Annotated in this window: 21 protein-coding genes; 5 read left to right on the top strand and 16 right to left on the bottom strand. The window is 61.7% G+C overall.

What is annotated here, in order from left to right; all coding sequences use genetic code 11:
• Nucleotides 1–11 precede the first annotated feature (11 nt).
• The gene (locus A7D21_RS03420) at nt 12–3482 is read left to right on the top strand and encodes a PAS domain-containing hybrid sensor histidine kinase/response regulator (RefSeq protein ID WP_053257336.1); all 3471 of its coding nucleotides are present in this window, start codon (nt 12–14) and stop codon (nt 3480–3482) included.
• Between the two features lie 102 nt (nt 3483–3584).
• Here A7D21_RS03420 and rmuC read toward each other — a convergent pair whose 3' ends face one another.
• Nucleotides 3585–4949: a DNA recombination protein RmuC gene (gene rmuC, locus A7D21_RS03425; protein WP_169875352.1), complete on the bottom strand. Its 1365-nt coding sequence runs from the start codon at nt 4947–4949 to the stop codon at nt 3585–3587.
• 175 nt (nt 4950–5124) lie between these two features.
• Entirely contained in the window at nt 5125–5448 is a 324-nt protein-coding gene (locus A7D21_RS03430) for a hypothetical protein (RefSeq protein WP_069551067.1), read from the bottom strand.
• A gap of 461 nt (nt 5449–5909) precedes the next feature.
• Between A7D21_RS03430 and A7D21_RS03435 the strand changes: the two genes are divergently transcribed.
• The 4 genes from A7D21_RS03435 (at nt 5910) to A7D21_RS03450 (ending at nt 9090) form a co-directional block, all read left to right on the top strand.
• Complete coding sequence (locus tag A7D21_RS03435) at nt 5910–6215, top strand: hypothetical protein (protein ID WP_053257339.1); 306 nt, start codon at nt 5910–5912, stop codon at nt 6213–6215.
• Nucleotides 6216–6658: 443 nt separating this feature from the next.
• Nucleotides 6659–6883: a hypothetical protein gene (locus A7D21_RS03440; RefSeq protein WP_007898912.1), complete on the top strand. Its 225-nt coding sequence runs from the start codon at nt 6659–6661 to the stop codon at nt 6881–6883.
• A gap of 276 nt (nt 6884–7159) precedes the next feature.
• Nucleotides 7160–7642, top strand: coding sequence for a hypothetical protein (locus A7D21_RS03445; protein WP_053257340.1), 483 nt, complete (start codon nt 7160–7162; stop codon nt 7640–7642).
• Nucleotides 7643–7788: 146 nt separating this feature from the next.
• Entirely contained in the window at nt 7789–9090 is a 1302-nt protein-coding gene (locus A7D21_RS03450) for an OmpP1/FadL family transporter (protein WP_053257341.1), read from the top strand.
• Between the two features lie 62 nt (nt 9091–9152).
• Here the strand turns inward: A7D21_RS03450 and A7D21_RS03455 are convergent, their stop codons facing one another.
• The 14 genes from A7D21_RS03455 to cobO form a co-directional block, all read right to left on the bottom strand.
• Nucleotides 9153–9701, bottom strand: a complete 549-nt coding sequence (locus tag A7D21_RS03455; RefSeq protein WP_053257342.1) for a glutathione peroxidase — start codon at nt 9699–9701, stop codon at nt 9153–9155.
• Between the two features lie 33 nt (nt 9702–9734).
• Entirely contained in the window at nt 9735–9857 is a 123-nt protein-coding gene (locus tag A7D21_RS36115; protein ID WP_255311474.1) for a hypothetical protein, read from the bottom strand.
• Nucleotides 9854–11062, bottom strand: a complete 1209-nt coding sequence (locus A7D21_RS03460; RefSeq protein WP_053257343.1) for an MFS transporter — start codon at nt 11060–11062, stop codon at nt 9854–9856. Before A7D21_RS03460 ends, A7D21_RS36115 begins: the two co-directional genes overlap by 4 nt.
• Before the next feature lie 54 nt (nt 11063–11116).
• Nucleotides 11117–11521 carry a MarR family winged helix-turn-helix transcriptional regulator gene (locus tag A7D21_RS03465; RefSeq protein ID WP_053257344.1) on the bottom strand — a complete coding sequence of 135 codons (405 nt, stop codon included), beginning with the start codon at nt 11519–11521 and terminating at the stop codon, nt 11117–11119.
• Between the two features lie 42 nt (nt 11522–11563).
• The gene (locus tag A7D21_RS03470; RefSeq protein WP_053257345.1) at nt 11564–12292 is read right to left on the bottom strand and encodes an adenosylcobinamide-GDP ribazoletransferase; all 729 of its coding nucleotides are present in this window, start codon (nt 12290–12292) and stop codon (nt 11564–11566) included.
• A 2-nt stretch (nt 12293–12294) separates the two neighbouring features.
• Entirely contained in the window at nt 12295–12870 is a 576-nt protein-coding gene (gene cobC / locus A7D21_RS03475; protein WP_069551068.1) for an alpha-ribazole phosphatase family protein, read from the bottom strand.
• Nucleotides 12867–13922, bottom strand: coding sequence for a nicotinate-nucleotide--dimethylbenzimidazole phosphoribosyltransferase (gene cobT / locus A7D21_RS03480; protein WP_069551069.1), 1056 nt, complete (start codon nt 13920–13922; stop codon nt 12867–12869). The genes cobC and cobT overlap by 4 nt, the downstream gene beginning before the upstream one ends.
• Entirely contained in the window at nt 13919–14440 is a 522-nt protein-coding gene (gene cobU, locus A7D21_RS03485) for a bifunctional adenosylcobinamide kinase/adenosylcobinamide-phosphate guanylyltransferase (RefSeq protein ID WP_069551070.1), read from the bottom strand. The genes cobT and cobU overlap by 4 nt, the downstream gene beginning before the upstream one ends.
• 73 nt (nt 14441–14513) lie before the next feature.
• Complete coding sequence (locus A7D21_RS03490; RefSeq protein ID WP_069551071.1) at nt 14514–15965, bottom strand: cobyric acid synthase; 1452 nt, start codon at nt 15963–15965, stop codon at nt 14514–14516.
• Nucleotides 15962–16951, bottom strand: coding sequence for a threonine-phosphate decarboxylase CobD (gene cobD / locus A7D21_RS03495; RefSeq protein ID WP_069551072.1), 990 nt, complete (start codon nt 16949–16951; stop codon nt 15962–15964). The genes A7D21_RS03490 and cobD overlap by 4 nt, the downstream gene beginning before the upstream one ends.
• Nucleotides 16944–17852 (bottom strand): adenosylcobinamide-phosphate synthase CbiB, encoded by a 909-nt coding sequence (cbiB, locus tag A7D21_RS03500; RefSeq protein WP_069551073.1) that lies wholly within the window; start codon nt 17850–17852, stop codon nt 16944–16946. Before cbiB ends, cobD begins: the two co-directional genes overlap by 8 nt.
• Complete coding sequence (gene bluB, locus A7D21_RS03505) at nt 17849–18499, bottom strand: 5,6-dimethylbenzimidazole synthase (protein ID WP_069551074.1); 651 nt, start codon at nt 18497–18499, stop codon at nt 17849–17851. The genes cbiB and bluB overlap by 4 nt, the downstream gene beginning before the upstream one ends.
• The gene (locus tag A7D21_RS03510; protein WP_069551075.1) at nt 18496–19899 is read right to left on the bottom strand and encodes a cobyrinate a,c-diamide synthase; all 1404 of its coding nucleotides are present in this window, start codon (nt 19897–19899) and stop codon (nt 18496–18498) included. The genes bluB and A7D21_RS03510 overlap by 4 nt, the downstream gene beginning before the upstream one ends.
• Complete coding sequence (gene cobO, locus A7D21_RS03515) at nt 19896–20507, bottom strand: cob(I)yrinic acid a,c-diamide adenosyltransferase (protein ID WP_053257354.1); 612 nt, start codon at nt 20505–20507, stop codon at nt 19896–19898. The genes A7D21_RS03510 and cobO overlap by 4 nt, the downstream gene beginning before the upstream one ends.
• Nucleotides 20508–20518 lie beyond the last annotated feature (11 nt).

Raw genomic sequence — 20518 nt, forward strand, 5'->3', positions numbered from 1 at the left:
TCGGAGTTACCATGACGCTGTCCAGCGGGCTGATCGCCGCCGTTGCCCTGGCCTATATGGCCATTATGTTTGCCATCGCCTTCTACGGTGACCGCCGCCACGCGCCGCTGCCACCACGGGTGCGCGCCTGGGTGTACAGCCTTTCGCTGGCCGTCTACTGCACCAGTTGGACTTTCTTCGGCGCCGTAGGCCAGGCCGCCGAACAACTGTGGGCCTTTTTACCGATTTACTTGGGACCGGTCCTGCTGCTGGTGCTGGCACCTTGGGTGCTGCAGAAGATGATTCTGATCAGCAAGCAGGAAAACATCACCTCCATTGCCGACTTTATCGCCGCGCGCTACGGCAAGTCCCAATCCCTGGCCGTGGTGGTGGCGCTGATCTGCCTGGTTGGCGTGCTGCCCTACATCGCCCTGCAACTCAAAGGCATCGTGCTCGGCGTGAACCTGCTGATCGGGTCCGGCCCCGACACCACCGGCACCCGCGCTCAGGACACCGCGCTGATTGTGTCGCTGGTGCTGGCGCTGTTCACCATTGTGTTCGGTACCCGCAACCTCGACGCGACCGAACACCACCGTGGCATGGTGCTGGCGATTGCGTTTGAATCCCTGGTCAAGCTGTTCGCCTTTCTCGCCGTCGGCGCGTTTGTCACCTACGGCCTGTACGACGGTTTCGGCGACCTGTTCAGCCAGGCGATGCTCGAACCACGCCTGGATGAATACTGGAAAGAAACCGTCAACTGGCCGTCGATGGTGGTACAAACCGGTGTGGCGATGATGGCAATCATTTGCCTGCCCCGGCAGTTTCACGTCACCGTGGTGGAAAACATCGACCCGCAGGATTTGCGCCTCGCCAAATGGGTGTTCCCGGCGTACTTGATCCTCGCCGCGCTGTTCGTCATTCCCATCGCACTCGGCGGCAAAATGCTATTGCCCGGCTCGGTATTGCCGGATTCCTACGTCATCAGCCTGCCCATGGCCCAGGCGCATCCCGCCCTCGCGGTATTGGCATTTATCGGCGGCGCGTCGGCGGCTACCGGCATGGTGATTGTCGCGAGTATTGCGCTGTCGACCATGGTCTCCAACGACATGTTGCTGCCGTGGCTGCTGCGCCGCTCCAGCGCCGAGCGGCCGTTTGAAGTGTTCCGCCACTGGATGCTGTCGGTACGCCGGGTCAGCATTGTGATCATCCTGTTGCTGGCCTATGTGAGCTATCGCCTGCTTGGCTCCACCGCGAGCCTGGCGACCATCGGCCAGATCGCTTTCGCCGCCGTCACCCAACTGGCCCCGGCGATGCTCGGCGCGCTTTACTGGAAGCAGGCCAACCGGCGTGGCGTGTTTGCCGGGTTGGCGGCGGGCACCTTTTTGTGGTTCTACACCTTGGTCCTGCCGGTGACCGCGAAAAGTCTTGGTTGGTCGTTCAGCCTTTTCCCCGGGCTGACGTGGATGCATTCGCACCCATTTGGTCTATCCGTCACCTCACTCACATTGGGCACCGTGTTTTCCCTGGCGGGGAACTTCACGCTATTTGTCTGGGTGTCGATGCTGTCGCGCACACGGGTTTCCGAACATTGGCAGGCCGGGCGTTTTATTGGCCAGGAAATCAGCCAGCGCGCCAGTGCGCGCTCAATGTTGTCCGTGCAGATCAGCGACTTACTCAGCCTCGCCGCGCGCTTTGTGGGTGAAGAACGCGCCCAGCAGAGTTTTATCCGCTTCGCCTATCGCCAGGGCAAAGGGTTTAACCCCAACCAGAATGCCGATAACGATTGGATCGCCCACACCGAACGGCTATTGGCCGGCGTGCTCGGTGCATCTTCGACACGTGCTGTCGTAAAAGCTGCGATTGAAGGGCGGGAAATGCAGCTGGAGGACGTGGTACGGATCGCCGACGAAGCTTCCGAGGTGCTGCAGTTCAACCGCGCGCTGCTGCAGGGCGCCATCGAAAACATCACCCAAGGCATCAGCGTGGTCGACCAGTCACTCAAGCTGGTGGCCTGGAACCGGCGTTACCTGGAACTCTTCAACTACCCGGAAGGTTTGATCAGTGTAGGGCGACCGATTGCCGACATCATTCGCTACAACGCCGAACGCGGCCTGTGCGGGCCGGGCGAAGCCGAAGTGCACGTAGCACGACGCCTGCACTGGATGCGCCAGGGCCGCGCCCACACGTCCGAGCGTTTGTTCCCGAATGGACGCGTGATTGAGCTGATCGGCAACCCAATGCCCGGCGGCGGTTTTGTCATGAGTTTTACCGACATCACCGCGTTCCGGGAAGCCGAGCAGGCACTCACCGAGGCCAACGAGGGCCTGGAGCAACGGGTCACCGAGCGCACCCATGAACTGTCGCAACTGAATGTGGCGCTCACCGATGCCAAAGGCGTGGCCGAATCCGCCAGCCAGTCGAAGACGCGCTTTCTGGCAGCAGTGAGCCATGACCTGATGCAACCGCTCAACGCCGCTCGGCTGTTCTCTGCCGCCCTCTCCCACCAGAACGACGGTTTGTCCCGGGAGGCGCAGCAGTTGGTGCAGCACCTGGACAGCTCGCTGCGCTCCGCCGAAGACCTGATCAGCGACCTGCTGGATATCTCACGCCTGGAAAACGGCAAGATCAACCCGCAGCGACAGCCCTTTGTACTCAATGAACTGTTCGACACCCTCGGCGCAGAATTCAAGGCACTGGCCCGCGAGCAAGGCCTGCGTTTCCGCCTGCGCGGCAGTCGCTTGCGGGTGGACAGCGACATCAAATTGCTGCGCCGGATCTTGCAGAATTTCCTGACCAACGCATTCCGCTATGCCGACGGTCCAGTGCTACTTGGGGTACGCCGACGCCAAGGCGAACTGTGCCTGGAGGTCTGGGACCGTGGCCCCGGCATTCCGCTGGATAAACAGACGGTCATCTTCGAAGAGTTCAAGCGTTTGGACAGCCACCAGACACGCGCCGAAAAAGGTCTGGGCCTGGGCCTGGCGATCGCCGACGGCCTGTGCCGTGTGCTCGACCATAAACTGAGCGTGCGCTCGTGGCCGGGCAAAGGCAGCGTGTTCAGCGTGAGTGTGCCACTGGCGCGCAACCAGGCCAGCCCGCAGGTCAAGGCCGCGCAGGACAGTGGTTTGCCACTCAGCGGTGCGCAGGTGCTGTGCGTGGATAACGAAGAGAGCATCCTGATTGGCATGCGCAGCCTGCTGACGCGTTGGGGTTGCGAAGTGTGGACCGCCACCGACCAGGCGCAATGTGCGGCGCTGCTGGCCGAGGGCGTACGCCCGCAACTGGCCCTGGTGGATTACCACCTGGACCATGGCGAGACCGGCACCGAGTTGATGGGTTGGCTGCGCGCGCAATTGGCGGAGCCGATTCCCGGGGTGGTGATCAGCGCGGACGGCCGGCCGGAGATGGTGGCCGAGGTGCACGCGGCGGGGTTGGATTACCTGGCCAAGCCAGTCAAGCCTGCAGCGTTGCGGGCGCTGTTGAGTCGGCATCTCCCGCTGTAGGAACGCTGCACACACGCCTCTGCGGGAGCTGGCTTGCCGGCGATCGCGGTGGACCAGCCACCCGCGTTATCGCCGACACGCCCGCTAGCGCATCCGCCGCACTTATTCCGGCAGATGCGCCACACCGTCTGCATCGGTCATCGCCCGCTCAAGCAAATCAGCCGGCAGGCTTTTACTGGCGCGGGCGCCAAGCAACCTTAATTGCTCGGTACGGCTGACGAGATTTCCGCGCCCATCCGTCAGCTTGTTCCGTGCTGCACTGTAGGCTTTATCCAGCTGTTGCAGACGGTTGCCCACCTCATCCAGGTCCTGGATAAACAGCACGAACTTGTCGTAGAGCCAGCCGGCCCGCTCGGCGATTTCCCGCGCGTTCTGGCTTTGGCGTTCCTGCTTCCACAGGCTGTCGATCACCCGCAGGGTGGCCAGCAACGTGGTCGGGCTGACGATGACGATATGACGGTCGAAGGCTTCCTGGAACAGGTTCGGCTCAGCCTGGAGCGCGGCGGAGAACGCCGCCTCGATAGGGACGAATAGAAGAACAAAATCCAGGCTGTGCAGGCCCTCCAGGCGCTTGTAATCCTTGCCAGCCAAGCCCTTGACGTGATTGCGCAGGGACAGCACATGCTGCTTGAGCGCTGCCTGCCCCATCCCATCATCCTCCGCCGCAACGTACTGCTGATAAGCCGTGAGGCTGACCTTGGAGTCGACGACCACCTGCTTGTCGCCGGGCAACATGATCAACACGTCTGGCTGAAAACGCTCGCCATCCGGGCCTTTGAGGCTGACCTGGGTCTGATACTCGCGGCCTTTCTCAAGCCCGGCATGTTCCAGCACGCGTTCAAGGATCAGTTCCCCCCAATTACCCTGAGTTTTCTGGCCCTTGAGGGCGCGGGTGAGATTGGTGGCTTCGTCGGACAGACGCAAGTTCAGTTGCTGCAGGCGTTCAAGCTCTTTGGCCAGGGAAAAGCGTTCACGCGCCTCATTTTGATAGCTTTCTTCCACACGCTTTTCGAAGGACTGAATGCGTTCCTTGAGCGGGTCGAGCAACTGGCCCAGGCGTTCCTGGCTGGTTTCGGCAAAACGCTGTTCGCGCTCGTCGAAGATCTTCCCTGCAAGCTCGGCGAACTGCGCGCGCAGCTCGTCACGCGAGCCTTGCAGGTCGGCAAGGCGTTGTTGATGGCTTTCCTGCTGTTCGCGCAGCTCGGCGCGCAAGGCCGCTGACAACGCGTCGAGACGACGCAGCTCGGTTTCTTTGGCGCTGCGATCGAGGTTCCAGGCGTGGGCCGCGTCGCGAGCGTTGTCGCGATCAATCTGAAGCAGCTCGACCTCACGGCGCACGGCGGCCAGGTCAGCTTGTTTGGCAGCGTTGGCCTGGCTGAGGTCACTGATCTCGTCGCGGCTGGCGTCGAGTTGCGCCGCCAGTCCTTCCTGGGCCAGTTGCGCAGTGGCCAGGCGCTCTTCAAGCAGTTCCCAGCCCGCCATGCGCGCGGTCAGCCGCCGTTGAATCTGCCAGCATACGGCCAATAAAGGCACTGCAGCGCCAGCAAGCCCCACGGCAATACTGGTCCAGTCAAAAACCATAGCCATTTCTGCCATCACCGAAAAAGAGCAAGGTTAACCAAGCGCAGAGCTTGAGGACAGCTCAGTCTTCGACCTGCCCCAGTTCGCGCTGGGCGCGACGGTCGCCGGCGCGGGCGGCCAGCCGTAACAAGTCGTGACCGATGCGACGGTCGCGGGCGTTGCCGCACTCACGGCACATCAATTGGCCCAGGCGGCTCTGCGCGGCAACCACCCCTTCACGTGCAGGCTGCTTGAGCAAACGCCCGGCAAAGTGCTTGACGCTGGTGTTATGCCCCAGGCGCGGGCTGTCGAGCAGCCACAAGGCAACTTTCAAGGAGAAACGCTTGGGCGCGGTAACAGTGTGAGGGGTGTCGGTAACAGAAGGTGATACTGAGCGAAACTTCATAAAGCACTGTGGGACAGAACGGAAGGCGCGCCACTCTACTCTTTTTTTCGCAGAGGTAAAGCCGGAAAAAACCCACACGCCCGTTCTAGAGCAAGCGCTTGGGACAATCCACAGAAGCTGTGGATAACTCAGTGGACAACCCGCCTTTAACTCGCCCAAAGCCCCATGGAACGGGGGCCGCAGTCAAACTGACGATTTTTTCACCAATAAAAAAAAGCGATATTTTTCATTGACTTAAATTTTCATTGCAGGCAAATGCGGGCGCTTCGAGGCGGTTGACAGAGTGGTTACACACCTGGCAACTAATGTGCACAAGTACCGACCCACTGGTTATATCGCGGGCATTTTTTGCGTCAAACCGCCCAAAGAATGTTACCGACAAGCCAAACCAAGGGCCTTTTCAAAACGGCCCCGGCTCGCCACACTGGTCGACCGAGGACGCCACCATCATGTAGGGGCAGATGAAAGGAATCCTGTTATTCGCCTTATTGCTGCTCGCCATCTGTGCGACCTCACTGGGCATCAACGCGGCCCTGCCCTCGCCCGATGGTGCTTTGTTTGCCATTGCCATCCTGTTATCGGCAGCGTTTACCGCCGTGAGCCTGTGCATCGAGCTGGGAGAAGGCCGGATCAATGACATGCGCGACGTGATGAACGTGATCGAGACCGGCCGTTCCTGGCGCCTGACCCTGGCGGCGTATGGGCTGGGCTGCTCACTGGCGGCGGCAACAACCGTGCTGGTGTATCGCGGGTTGTTAGGCGGCTGATTAAAGTTTTTTGGTTAGCACACTTCCCTTCCCTGTTTCAATCCGTTACTATCCGCGGCGTTAGTACCAAGCTGAAAGTCAATTCTGGTCGAACAACTCCCTTGAACAACACGGGATCGACCACCTCGATGGTTTCCAGGTATCACTTGCGACGACACAGCCTTTGAACAAGCAAAGGGTGTCGCGAAGTTTCAATACTCTGACCGAACCAACCTGCAAATTGATCAGGATCTTCACCCTGGGCCCAGAACCTTTGCCCCTGTTGTGTTGCCTGCCCTCCTAAGTACCTACCTGCCAGCCCAAGCGCGCCTAACTTATTAGCGCTTCAAACTGGCTGCTTTGTTCCAGTCGGGTTCTTCGTTCGATCAATGGTGATCGACGTTACTGGAACGTTTTAACGTTGCACGGTTCTTATCCGTGTCATTTGTAGGAACACCAATAATATGTCCACTCAAATCCACACTCAGGATGCCATTCGCACCCTTACCAACGCTTTTGCACCAATGAACTGCCTGATCATGGCCGCTCGCAAAGGCTGCTTCAGCTTCACCCTGGTCAACGAACACGGCATCGCTCGTCACAGCGAACGCCTGTACCCCGATCAATACTCCAGCGCAGAACCGCTGCAGGCTGTGATCGAGCGTACCCGTCAGGCACTGGTTGCCTGATCGACCCGAGTCGCTGAAATACAAAAACCCTGTTTAAAAAGCAGGGTTTTTTATTGCCTGGCTTTTAAGTCCCGCCGTTTTTACTAAGTACGAATAGATATAAACGTTATAACTAAATGAAGAAGATGTTTTAAAAACAGTCCTTTACATCGTGAATATGACACTACACTTCAACTCAAGCGGCATGATCCGCTTGCGACGAGCCTGAGTCCGATTCACCGCTGCCAAGCTCCCCCTCTCAGGTTTCGTCAACCACTTTCATGGATTGAGGCCTGTATGGGTATCGCCGCCAGCGAATTGTGTCGTTATGTGATCAGGCCGACGTTGATTTACCTCGGCCGCCATCATCCGACAGCCGAATCCCTGCTGCTGGGCATTGCCGCCAGCCAGTCGGAACTCGGTTCAGCCCTGCATGACAGGCGCGGCCACGGCCTGTACAGCATCACCGAACCTCGTCATCGCGCCCTCTGGGACGACTACCTCGCTCGCGACCCCGAGCGCGCCAGCCTGGTGCGCGGTCTCGCCAGCCAACATGCATTTCTCAGTGCGCCCCAGGTGGAACTTACGGTGAACCTGCGTTATGCCACCGCCATCGCCTGGCTGCTGGTCGAACAGCATCGCCCGACACTGCCGCAACCGGGTGATGTAGTAGCAATGGCGCGTATCTGGAAGGAAATATTTCACCCTCAAGGACGGCTGCGAGATTTCACTCAAGCCTGGCAAACCTGTGTTTCACCCATGAATCAGGTCACTTGTTGATCAGGCGTTTTGCAAGATTCGGCTAAAAACGTTGATTTTGGTCGGATTGTCCTACAAAACCGCTCTATCTTCGGCATTACAGCCTATAGCGCTAACTTAAATTTATTGATACTTTCCGCAGCGGTGATCACCACGGAGTTCTAATAATGAAAAAAGTAATGCTCAAGACCACACTTAGCCTCGCCGTTGCCATGGCATCCTCCCAACTGTTCGCAAGCGGCTTCGCCCTCAACGAACAAGACGTCGCCGGCATGGGTACGGGTTTCGCAGGCCGCTCTTCTTCTGCCGATAACGCCAGCACCGTCTATGGTAACCCGGCCGGTATGGCTCGCCTTGAAGGCCAGCAAATCACTGGTGGTGTTGCAGCCATCGATGCAACAACCGACATCAAAGACGCCAGCGGTCGCTCGCGCGGCAGTAACAAAGGCGACATGGTGCCGTTCACCGCAGTCCCTTTTGGTTTCTACACCAACAAACTTAACGACCAGTGGGCAGTCGGCTTCGGTGTGTACGCACCGTTCGGCCTGAAGACTGACTACGAGCGTGGCTTCCAGGGCCGTGCTTTCGGCAGCAAAAGTGAAGTGGCGGTCATTACCTTCCAGCCAACGGTCAGCTACGCCTTCAATGACAAGGTGTCGATCGGTTTTGGTCCAACCATCAACCGTATTTCCGGCACCCTTGAATCGCAGCCAAACCTGGGCTTGCTGCCGCTCCCTGGCCTGGCCGGCACCGGTGACAGCAAAGTCAAAGTCAAAGGCGACGATACCGCCCTTGGTTTCAACGCCGGTATCCTGGTGCAAGCCACCGACACCACCCGCGTTGGCCTGACTTATCACTCGAAAGTGAAATACAAGCTCGAAGGCCACACCGACGTAACCCCGGGCACTGGCGTTCCAGCTGCCTACCTGGGCGCAGGCCGCTACGATGCGTCGCTGAAAGTTGACACCCCGGAATCCTGGGACGCTTCGGTCACTCAAGACCTCAGCGATGCCTGGAAGGTCTACGGCGGTGCAACCTGGACCCGCTGGAGCCGCCTGAAAGACATTACCGTCAACAACGAAGGCGTGACCCGAGCCGGTGGTGCACTTGCACCTCAGATCGTCGGTCAGATCAAAGAGCCGCAAAACTGGCACGACACCTGGGCCTACGCCCTGGGTACCTCGTACCAGCTCACCAAGCAAGTGGTACTGCGTACCGGTCTGACTTTCGACCAGTCGCCTACCAACAACACTGACCGTTCGCCGCGTATTCCTACCGGTGACCGGACGATCTTCAGTGTCGGCCTGGGCTACGCGGTGATGGATAACATGACTGTCGACCTCGCTTACTCCTACCTCAAGGAAGAGCCGGTCAAGGTGAACAAGCAGAACGCGCTGGGTCAGACCTACGCGTCCAAGTACGAAAACAGCGCCAACGGCTTTGGCCTGGGCGTGACGTACAAGTTCTGATTCAAGCCGTAAAAAAGCCCCGCTTTCCTGCCAAGGAAGCGGGGCTTTTTAATGGCCGACGATCAGGGTTTGGAGGCCAATGCCTCTTCCACCGCCTTGATCAAATCCGGGCTGTCGGGCTTGGTCAAACTGGAGAAGTTGGCAATCACCTTGCCCTGGCGATCCACCACGTACTTATAGAAGTTCCACTTCGGCGCACTGCTCTGCTGCGCGAGAATCTTGAACAAGTGCACCGCATCCGGCCCTTTGACCTTTTGCGGCTCGGTCATGGTGAAGGTCACGCCGTAATTCACGTAACAGACCTTGGCCGTCTCCTCACCCGTCTTGGCTTCCTGCTTGAAGTCATCGGACGGCACGCCGATCACTTCCAGCCCTTGGCCCTTGTAGCGCTGGTACAAGGCTTCGAGGCCTTTAAACTGTGGCGCGAACCCACAGAAGCTGGCGGTATTGACGATCACCAGGGGTTTGCCGGCGAAGCGCTGGCACAAATCAATGGATTCCTTGGCCCGCAGCTTGGGCAACTCACCCGCCAGCAACGGTGGGCAATCGGCGGCCATGGCAACACTGCCAATCGCCATCAGGATGGGTACTGCAAGCCAGCGCATCTGCATGTCGTTGTCCTTGAAAGTTTCCAGGTTACGAACTTAACAGATCGACATGCCCAACTGCATCACCGCCAGCCCGCCACGCTGCCAACCCCACCAGGCTAAAAGCAGCAGAAGCGTCGCCACCACTGCTGCGCCAAGCCAATACCGGTTGAAACTCATGCCGCCTCCATCTGCGTCTGCAAGCGTGCCACCGGCCGCTCGCGTACCGGCCAGTTCAGGGCCGCAGCGAGCAGGCTCAGCAGCACCGCCACCTGCCAGATCAAATCGTAGCTGCCGGTTCGGTCATAGACCACCCCGCCCAACCAACCGCCGAGGAAGGAACCGAGCTGGTGGAACAGGAACACAATGCCGCCCAGCATCGACAGGTTGCGCACGCCGAACAAGGTCGCGACGGTGCCGTTGGTCAGCGGCACCGTCGACAGCCAGAGGAAACCCATGGCCATGCCGAACAGGTAAGCCGTGACTTCAGTGACCGGCGCCCACAGAAACAACACGATCACCACCGCGCGCAACAGGTACAGGCCCGTCAGCAAACGCGGCTTGGACATACGCCCGCCGAGCCAGCCGGCGGTGTAAGTGCCGAACACGTTAAACAAACCAATCAAGGCCAGCACTGTGGTGCCTACAGTTGCGGGCAAATGCTGGTCGACCAGATACGCCGGCAGGTGCACACCGATAAACACCACCTGGAAACCGCAGACGAAAAAGCCGAACGCCAGCAGCCAGAAACCAGAGTGAGAGCAGGCCTCCTTCAACGCTTCGCGCAGGGTCTGCTGACCGGCCATCACCGGCAGCGGCTTGTCCTTGAGCATCGCCACCAGCGGCAAGATCAACGCCACCATCAGGCCCAACGCCAGTAAGGCGGCGGACCACCCCAGCCAGCCGATCAACCCCAAGGTGCCCGGCACCATGGCGAACTGACCGAAGGAACCTGCGGCGCTTGCGATGCCCATGGCCATGCTGCGTTTTTCCGGCGGTACGGCGCGGCCGACCACACCGAGAATCACCGAGAACGAGGTGCCCGAAAGGCCAATCCCGATCAGCAACCCGGCACTCAGCGACAACGACCACGCCGAATCGGACATGCCCATCAGCACCAGCCCCACGGCGTACAGCACGCCACCGACAAACACCGCTTTGGTAGCGCCGAAACGGTCGGCCAAAGCCCCGGTAAACGGCTGCGCCAGGCCCCAGATCAGGTTCTGCAGGGCGATAGCGAAGGCAAAGGTCTCACGGCCCCAGCCGAATTCGTTGCTCATCGGCGCCAGGAACAGGCCAAAGCCATGCCGTACGCCCAAGGACAACGCCAGGATCAGCGCACTGCCTAAAAGAACCCATCCACTGGTGCGCCACATCGAGGTCATTTCTTATTCTCCGCTCGCGGGTATATACCCGCGTGTAGTCAAAAAAACTCGCGCTCAGGCGAGTTCATCCAGCAAGGCCAACAACGTCTCGCGCTTTTCGGCGCCCAACCGATCAATCAACTTTTGCTGCGCCGCTTCCCACGCCGGCAAGGCGGCAGCCAATCGGTCTTCGCCGGCTTGCGTCAACAGCACCAGGCGGTTGCGCAGGTCATCCCCCTCGACCAACTGCACCAGCCCCTCTCCTTCCAGCACCCGCAGGTTACGCCCCAAAGTGCTGCGATCCAGCCCCATGGCTTCGGCCAGGCTGGAAATGCTCGGTTGGTCGAGGCGTTGCAGATTGCATAGCAAGGAATACTGGGCGACGTTGATCCCGAAGCCGTCGAGAGCGCCGTCGTAGTGCCTGCTGACGCCACGGGCGGCGCGTCGCAGGTTGGTGCATAAACATTGGGAGGCAAGCATAGAGCGTGTATATACCCGGAGTTGAGGAAATGCAAGAAAGTGTTACAGCGCCAAGCCCACCAGAACCGCGACTTCCAGAAGCTCCAACAGCGCGCCCGCCGTGTCGCCGGTGGTGCCACCGAGCCGATTGACCATAAGCTGGCGCAGGCCGATGAAGCACAGCGCAGCCAGCAAAACGGCAATACCGCCACTGAAACCGCCGATCAGGATGCAGGCCAGACCGCTGAGGATCAGCACCTGTTGGCCGACGATCCTCGGTAAGTGATCCGACAGTGCCTGGCCCAAACCTCCTGCACGCACGTAGCGCGTCGTGAGGAACAGCGCCAACATCGAAGCACGCCCGATCAGCGGCGCGAGAATCAGCGCCGCGCCGTTATGCTGCTCGATCAGGGCTACTAATGCCGTGAACTTGAGCAACAACACCAAGCCCAACGTAACCACGGCAATCGGTCCGCTGCGGGGGTCTTTCATAATGCTCAGCGTGCGCTCACGATCACCGAAACCGCCGAGCCAGGCATCGGCGCTGTCCGCCAGGCCGTCCAGGTGCAGGCCGCCACTGAGCAGCACCCACGCCGTCAACAGCAGTGCCGCATGCAGCAACAGCGGCGCGCCCATCAATACAGCATTCAGGCCCCACAACAGCACGCCGAACAACACACCCACCAGCGGATAGAAGAGCAAGGAGCGCCCCATTTCCCGTGGCGGCGGCATGCCCGGTAAACGAATCGGCAGACTGCTGAGAAATTGCAGGGCGATCCAGAACGGCAGCATCGTCAGATTCCTTCCTTCAACACACCATCGGCAGCGACCTGCAGACTGAACAGCGCAGCGTGACCGACCTCGACGTTCAACAGTTGCTCGCGCGGCAAACCGCGCGCCCGCGCCAGCAGCAGGCGCATCACGCCACCGTGGCTGATCAACAACACACGCTCACCGGCATACGCCTGATGCAAGCGTGACACGGCGCCGAGGACACGCGCGGAGAACTCACTGACAGGCTCGCCCTCGGGCGGCGTGAAACGGTAGGGATCGGCCCAGAACAAGCCCAACCCTTCAGCGTCAGTTTCCATCAACGCCGCTGCACTTTGCCCTTCCCAGGCGCCGAAGTGCAGTTCCTGCAGCGCCGTTTCCAGGCTCACCGGCACATTGAGGCGGGCGCCCAACTCACGTGCGAACAACGCGCAACGCTGCAACGGCGAGCTGATCAGCCGATCCCACGGCCCCTGCTCGGCCACGGCGGCGCACATCTGCTCCCAGCCCTTGGCGGTTAACGCGTCGTCCAGGCTGCCGCGCAGGCCGCCGCCCAACTCGGTTTCGCCGTGACGCAGCAGGTCCAGGTGCAACGTCATACCGGGCGATCTGCCACGGCCGCTTCTGCGAACGTCGCCATCTGCCCGTGCAGCGCGCACGCCAGGCGCAGTAACGGCACCGCCAGCGCCGCACCACTGCCCTCGCCCAGGCGCAGGCCCAGCTCCAGCAGGGGTTCGGCGTCGAGGCTGTGCAGCACATGCCGATGACCCGGCTCAGCCCCCCGATGCCCAAACACCAGCCATTCGCGGCACGCCGGGTTCAAACGCGTGGCGACCAACGCGGCGACGGTGCAGATAAACCCATCCACCAGCACCACGATGCCTTCCTGGGCACAGGCCAGGTAGGCGCCGACCAGCGCGGCGATTTCAAACCCACCGAGGTTGAACAAGGTGTGCAGCGCGTCGCCACGCTGCCCGGCATGCAGCGCCAGCGCGCGCTCGATGACCGCGACTTTGTGGCTGACGCCCTGGGCATTCAATCCGGTGCCCGGGCCTGTCAGGTCACTGACCTTGCAACCGAGCAACGCGCACGCCAACGCACTGGCGGCAGTAGTGTTGCCAATCCCCATTTCGCCGCCGATAAACAGCTGCGCGCCGCTTTGCACTGCACGAAGCGCACTGTCGCGCCCGGCTTGCAACGCCAGGCGGCCCTGGGCCTCGGTCATCGCCGGGCCGTTGACGAAATTCGCCGTGCCCGCGCCGATGTTCAGGTGGCGCACACCCGGCAAATCCAGCGACGGCGTCACAGTGCCGAGGTCGACCACTTCGAGCTGCGCATCCAGCTGGCGCGCCAACACACTGATGGCCGCGCCACCGGTCACAAAGTTATGCAGCATTTGCCCGGTCACTTCCTGGGGAAAGGCCGACACGCCTTCAGCAACCACGCCATGGTCGCCGGCAAAAATGGCGATCCACAGCGAGTCCACTGACGGTTTGACCTGGCCTTGCAGGCCGGCCAGCTGCACCGCCAAGGCTTCCAATTGGCCGAGAGAGCCGGCCGGTTTAGTCAGTTGCTGCTGGCGAGCCAGGGCGAGTTCGTGTGCCGACGCGTCGACGGTCTTGCAGGGGTTGAGCCACCAGGTGTCAGTCATAACGCAGTACCTTTCAACGTCAGGGGCAGGCCGGCAACCGTCAGGACAACACGCTGACATCGCTCGGCCAAGGCTTGATGCAGCCAACCGGCTTCATCCACATAGCGGCGAGTCAATTCGCCCAGCGGCACGACACCCAAACCGGTCTCGTTGCTGACAAAAATAATTTCACCCGGCAGCGAGGCCAGGGTTTCCAGCAGGTAATCACGCTCAAGTGCCAGGCGTGCCGGGTCTTCGAGCATCAGCAGGTTGGTGAGCCACAGCGTCAGGCAATCCACCAGCAGGCAGCTATCGGGCGACGCGTTTTCCCGCAGCACGCGCGCCAGTTCGATGGGCTCTTCAATCAGGCCCCAGTGATCGGGACGGCGCTGGCGATGCAGGGCGACGCGCGCGTTCATTTCGCCGTCCAGCGGTTGGCTGGTGGCGATATAGATGACGGGCAACGCGCTATCAGCAGCGAGCTGTTCAGCGAGACGACTCTTGCCGGAGCGGGCGCCGCCGAGGATCAACTGATACATGGAAAACCACCTCTTCGGGCCGGCGAATATTCTGCTGCAGGCCCGCGCTCACATTGGGATGACAGGCACACCGTTAAACCCCGCATAACGTGCGCAATAAATCGGTGTCCAGATGGTTCTCCACCAGGTCCGCCAGGCGCTCGATATCGCGCTCACGCAGCGCGTGATAATCCACCGCCTGCACATCCTGCAGCCCCGCCCAACGCAACAACGCAGTGCACGCGGCCGGGGTCTCGAACAAACCATGCAAATACGTGCCGAAGATCTGGCCGTCCTCACTCTGGGCGCCGTCACTGCGGCCGTCTTCCAGCAGCACGGCGGGGTTCGACAGCGCTTGGCCGGAGGTCACGCCCGCGTGGATCTCATAGCCACTGACCGCTGCGTCCTCCAGCAACAAGCGCCCACGCACATTGCGCAACTGTTTCTCTTCGGCAAGCGTCGTACTGAACGCCAGCAACCCGAAGCCATCGCTTGACCCAGGCGGCCCTTCCAGCCCAAGCGGGTCATGCACCTGCTCACCAAGCATCTGCAACCCGCCGCAGATACCCAGCACCTTGCCGCCGTAGCGCAAATGCCGAGCCACGGCAGTGTCCCAGCCATTGGCGCGCAGGTACGCCAAATCGCTGCGCACACTTTTTGAGCCCGGCAGGATAATCAGATCGGCGGCCGGAATCGGCTGGCCCGGCCCGATGAATTGCAGATCTACCTGAGGATGCAGGCGCAGCGGGTCAAAATCGGTGTGATTGCTGATTCGCGGCAACACCGGCACCACCACATTTAATACCTGCGCCGCCTTGTCGATCTGACGCGCGTCGATACCGTCTTCGGCCTCCAGGTGCAGGTCCATCACGTAGGGCAAAACGCCCACCACCGGTTTGCCGGTGCGGGCTTCCAGCCAGTCCAGGCCGGGCTGCAACAGGGCGATATCGCCGCGAAAACGGTTGATGATGAAGCCCTTGACCCGCGCCTGCTCGGTGGGCGAAAGCAACTCCAGCGTGCCGACCAGATGGGCAAACACGCCACCACGATTGATATCGGCAATCAGCAGTACCGGGCAATCCACCGCTTCGGCGAAGCCCATGTTGGCGATGTCATTGGCGCGCAGGTTAATTTCCGCCGGGGAACCCGCGCCTTCCACCATCACCACTGGGTAGGCCTCGCTCAACCGCGCATGGGAGGCCAGCACGGCTTGCATCGCGATGGCTTTATAGTCGTGATAGGCCACGGCATTCATGGTGGTGACCGCTCGACCGTGGATGATCACCTGGGAGCCGGTATCACTGTTGGGTTTGAGCAGCACCGGGTTCATATCGGTATGAGGCGCTAGATTGGCAGCCTGGGCTTGCACCGCCTGGGCTCGGCCGATCTCGCCGCCCTCGGCAGTCACGGCACTGTTGAGGGCCATGTTCTGGGGCTTGAACGGCACCACCGCGACGCCCTGGCGAATCAGCCAGCGGCACAGCGCGGTCACCAGCGTGCTTTTGCCCGCGTCGGAGGTGGTGCCTTGCACCATCAGCGTACTCATGTGGCTGCCTTGTAGGCGGCCAGGGCTTCATCGAGTCGCAGCCAATGCGCCTCGGTGCCGGGCAAACCAAAGCGCAGGCTGCTGTCGTGGACAAACAGGCGCAGCAGGATGCCGCGCTGGGCCATGAATTCGTGCATGCGTTCGGCGTGCGGTGTAATCAGCCACTGGAACAACGCGCAGCCACCGTGAGGTTGAAAGCCATGGCGCTCAAGCAGGTCAAACAACCGTTGGCCCGCTTCGATACAGCGCTCACGCTGGCGGGCGTGCCCGGCCATATCGCGCAGGCAGACTTGGCCGAGCACCCGTGTCGGCCCACTGACCGCCCACGGGCCGAGCTGGTCGGCGAATAGCTTGAGCAGCTTGCGTTCGGCCAACACAAAGCCCAGGCGAACACCGGCCAAACCAAAGAACTTGCCGAACGAGCGCAAAACAATCAGGCCGACTTGATGGGTGTGACTGGCCAGGCTCAGTTGCGGAGTGACGTCCATAAAGGCTTCATCCACGACCAGCCAACCGCCGCGCTGGGCCAGCCGCGCGTGCCAGTCCAGCAGGCGTTGCGGGCTCAGGCTAAGGCCAGTGGGGTTGTTCGGATTAACCACGACCAGCACGTCGAGGCCGTCGAGAAAGAAGTCGACTTCCTGCTCCTGCACTTCGCGCACCACGTAACCCGCACGACGCCAGGCTTCAGCGTGCTCGGCATAACACGGTGACAACACCCCGACCTTGCCGGAGCGACGCAAGCGCGGCAGCAATTGGATCGCCGCCTGGGAACCCGCGACCGGCAACACCTGTGCAGCGCCGTAATACTCGCTGGCCGCCTGCTCCAGGCCATCATCGGTTTCCGGTAAGCGCGCCCAGGCCCGCAACGGGATTTCGGGGATCGGCCAGGGCCAGGGCGCCAGGCCGCTGGACAGGTCAAGCCAATCGGCCTCGGCGATGCCGTACTGAATCACTGCTTTACGCAGGCGACCACCATGTTCAAGCATAAAATTGCGCCCCCGCGCAGAGGATCAGCAGCCATAACCATACGCCGCGCTGCACCAGTTGCCAGCCTCGCTCAATCGAATCGGCATCGGCTGCCGGGCCTTCGCCCAATGGCGGACGCTGATGCAATTCGCCGTGATAAATCGCCGCGCCACCCAGTTCAACACCCAGCGCGCCCGCGCCAGCCGCCATCACCGGGCCAGCGTTGGGGCTGTCCCAGGTGGGGCCCTGGGTGCGCCAGCATTTAAGCGCCAGGCGGGTTTTGCCGAGCACGGCGTAGGTTAACGCCACCAGCCGCGCAGGAATGTAGTTGAGTACATCGTCGATCTTGGCCGCCGCCCAGCCGAAACGCTCAAAGCGTTCATTGCGATAGCCCCACATGGCGTCGAGGGTATTGCTCAGGCGATACAACACCACGCCCGGCACACCGGCGACCACAAACCAGAACAGCGCGGCAAACACCGCGTCGCTGCCGTTCTCCAGCACCGACTCAGTGGCGGCGCGGGCGACTTCGGTGCGGTCCAGCTCGCTGGTCTGGCGGCTGACCAGATAGCTCACGCGTTTGCGCGCCTCATCCAGGTCATCACCGCGCAAGGCCTGGGCCACCGGGATCACGTGCTCGCCGAGGCTGCGCATCCCCAGCGCACAGTACAGCGCCAAAATCTCCAGCACCCAACCGATGTAAGGCGCCCACGACAACGCCGTGGCCAGCAGGGTCAGCGGCACCACCGCGATAACCCACGCGGTCACGCCATGGCTGCGCCAGCCGCGGCCTCCGGTATTGAAACGTTGCTCGATGCGCTCGGCGAAATTGCCGAATGCCACCAGCGGATGCCAGCGCCTGGGCTCGCCCAACAGCGCATCCAGCGCTACGGCAGCGACACACAGCAAGGCCACACTCATTGACTCACTCCCCACACATTCTCATACAACATGTCACTCAGCGGCCGTGGTTCAGCCCAGCCTTCGAGCTGCAACATCGGTGCCGGATAGAACCCGGCTACCGGCCCCAGGCATAGCACCGCCAAGGGTTTCGCACCGGCCGGCAAACCCAGCAGGTCGGCCAGGGCCTGCGGCTCGAACAGCGAGACCCAGCCCATGCCAAGGCCTTCGACGCGGGCGGCCAGCCAGAGATTCTGGATCGCACAGGACAACGATGCCATGTCCATTTCCGGCAAGGTGCGACGGCCAAAAATGTGCCGCTCGCGATCATCCATCAGCGCTGCCACCAACACCTCGGCGCAGTCATGAATGCCTTCGACCTTGAGCTTCATGAACGCATCGGAACGCTCGCCCAATGCCTCGGCGGTGCGCACGCGCTCTTCTTCGACCAATTGTTGAATCTGCCCACGCAACCGGCGGTCACTGATGCGGATAAACCGCCAGGGCTGCATCAAGCCGACACTGGGCGCCTGGTGGGCAGCCTGGAGCAGGCGCTGCAGCAAAGCGGGGGCGACGCTGCCGCCGGTAAAGTGGCGCATGTCGCGGCGTTCGGCGATGACACGGTAAACGGCGTCGCGGTCGGCTTGAGGGAAGGCGTTGTCGGTCATGGCTTCTTCGCGAGCACGTCGAATCGTCGCACCGCCGCGTCCACAGGGTGATCGGTGAACCCGGTCGATGTCGGCGCTGGCTGGCCTGCGACAGCGGTATCAGGGCCCGGCGCAAACAATGCGGCCACCGCCGTCGGGTTGGACGGGAAATAAAAGTGCACGTAGGAGGCGGTCATCCGCCCCTGGCGGTACACCGCTTCGGCACCGCGCCCGCCGTTGGGGCTCAGGCCGCGGGCAATCGGCTGCCACTCGGTGCTGGTCAGGGAGTGGTGATAGGTGTGGCCGCGCAGCACGCCTTCCGGCAACTCGACGCTTTGCAGGGCCAGGGCCGCGAGCTTCTTCTGCATCACCGCGTCCCCCTGCAGCAAGCCAACCAGTTCGGCACGGGTACCCTCGACATCGGTGAGCGAGTCCAGCAGGTACAGCATGCCGCCACATTCGGCGAGCAACGGTTTACCGGCGCCGTGGTGGGCGCGAATCGCGTCGAGCATCGGGGTGTTTTCAGACAATGCCCGATGATGCAGTTCCGGGTAGCCACCCGGCAGGTACACGCTGTCGGCTTCGGGCAATTGGCGATCATGGATCGGCGAGAAGAAGCGCAATTCGGCGCCCATCGCCCGCAGCAAGTCGAGGCTGGCGCCGTAGGTGAAGGCAAAGGCTTCGTCGCGGGCCACCGCAATGCGCACGCCGGCGAGCAACGGTTCGGCCTCGATCACGTGCGGTGCGGCGAAGGTCACCGGCGGCGGCAACGCAACTTCACAACTGCTGCCCAGGGCTTGGGCGGCGGCGTCCAGGCGCACGTCGAGGTCATTCAGTTCGCTGGCCTGCACCAGGCCGAGATGGCGGCTGGGCAATTCAATCCCGGTTTCGCGAGACAACGCGCCGTACCAGCGCAGGCCTTCGGTGAGGCTGCCTTCCAGTAACTGTGCGTGGCGCAGGGTGCCGACGCGGTTGGCCAACACGCCAGCGAACGGCAAGTCCGGCTGATAGCGCGCCAGGCCCAAGGCCAGGGCGCCGAACGTCTGGGCCATGGCGGTGCCGTCGATCACCCCGAGCACCGGCACCCCGAAGTGCCGCGCCAGGTCGGCGCTGGAGGGCGTGCCGTCGAACAGGCCCATGACGCCTTCGATCAGGATCAGGTCGGCCTCACCCGCTGCTTCCCACAGCAAGCGGCGACTTTCCTGCTCGCCGACCATCCACATGTCCAACTGATACACCGGCGCACCACTGGCACGCTCATGAATCATGGGGTCGAGAAAGTCCGGGCCGCATTTGAACACGCGCACCTTGCGCCCCAGGTTGCGGTGCAAGCGCGCCAAGGCAGCGGTGACGGTGGTTTTGCCCTGGCCGGACGCCGGTGCGGCGATCAGTACGGCCGGGCAATGACGGGGCTGATTCAAAGTTCGACGCCCTTCTGTGCCTTGATGCCCGCCTGGAACGCGTGCTTGAGCATGCCCATTTCGGTGACGGTGTCGCCCATTTCGATCAGTTCAGGCTTGGCCCCACGGCCGGTGACCACGACGTGCTGCATCGGCGGGCGAGCTTGCAGGTCGGTGAGCACTTGATCCAGGTCGAGGTAACCGTGCTTGAGGGCGATGTTCAGTTCATCCAGCACCACCAGGCCGATGGACGGGTCCTGCAGCAATTCGCGGGAAACTGCCCAGGCCGCTTCCGCGGCGGCGATGTCGCGCTGGCGGTCCTGGGTTTCCCAGGTGAAGCCTTCGCCCATCACGTGGAAACGCACTTGCTCTGGGAAACGCCGGAAGAACAATTCTTCGCCCGTGCTGTGGCGCCCCTTGATGAACTGCACCACGCCGCACTGCATGCCGTGGCCCATGGCGCGGGCCAGCATGCCAAATGCCGAACTGCTCTTGCCTTTACCGTTGCCGGTCAGTACCAGCAGCAATCCGCATTCGTTCGGGGAATTGGCGATGCGCTCGTCGATCACGGCTTTTTTGCGCAGCATGCGCGCCAGGTGGCGCTCGTCGCGGTCGGGGGAATCAGTCATGGCAGCTCTCC

The organism is Pseudomonas sp. AP19, from assembly GCF_001728855.1.
In the GTDB taxonomy this organism is placed as follows: Bacteria; Pseudomonadota; Gammaproteobacteria; order Pseudomonadales; family Pseudomonadaceae; genus Aquipseudomonas; species Aquipseudomonas fluorescens.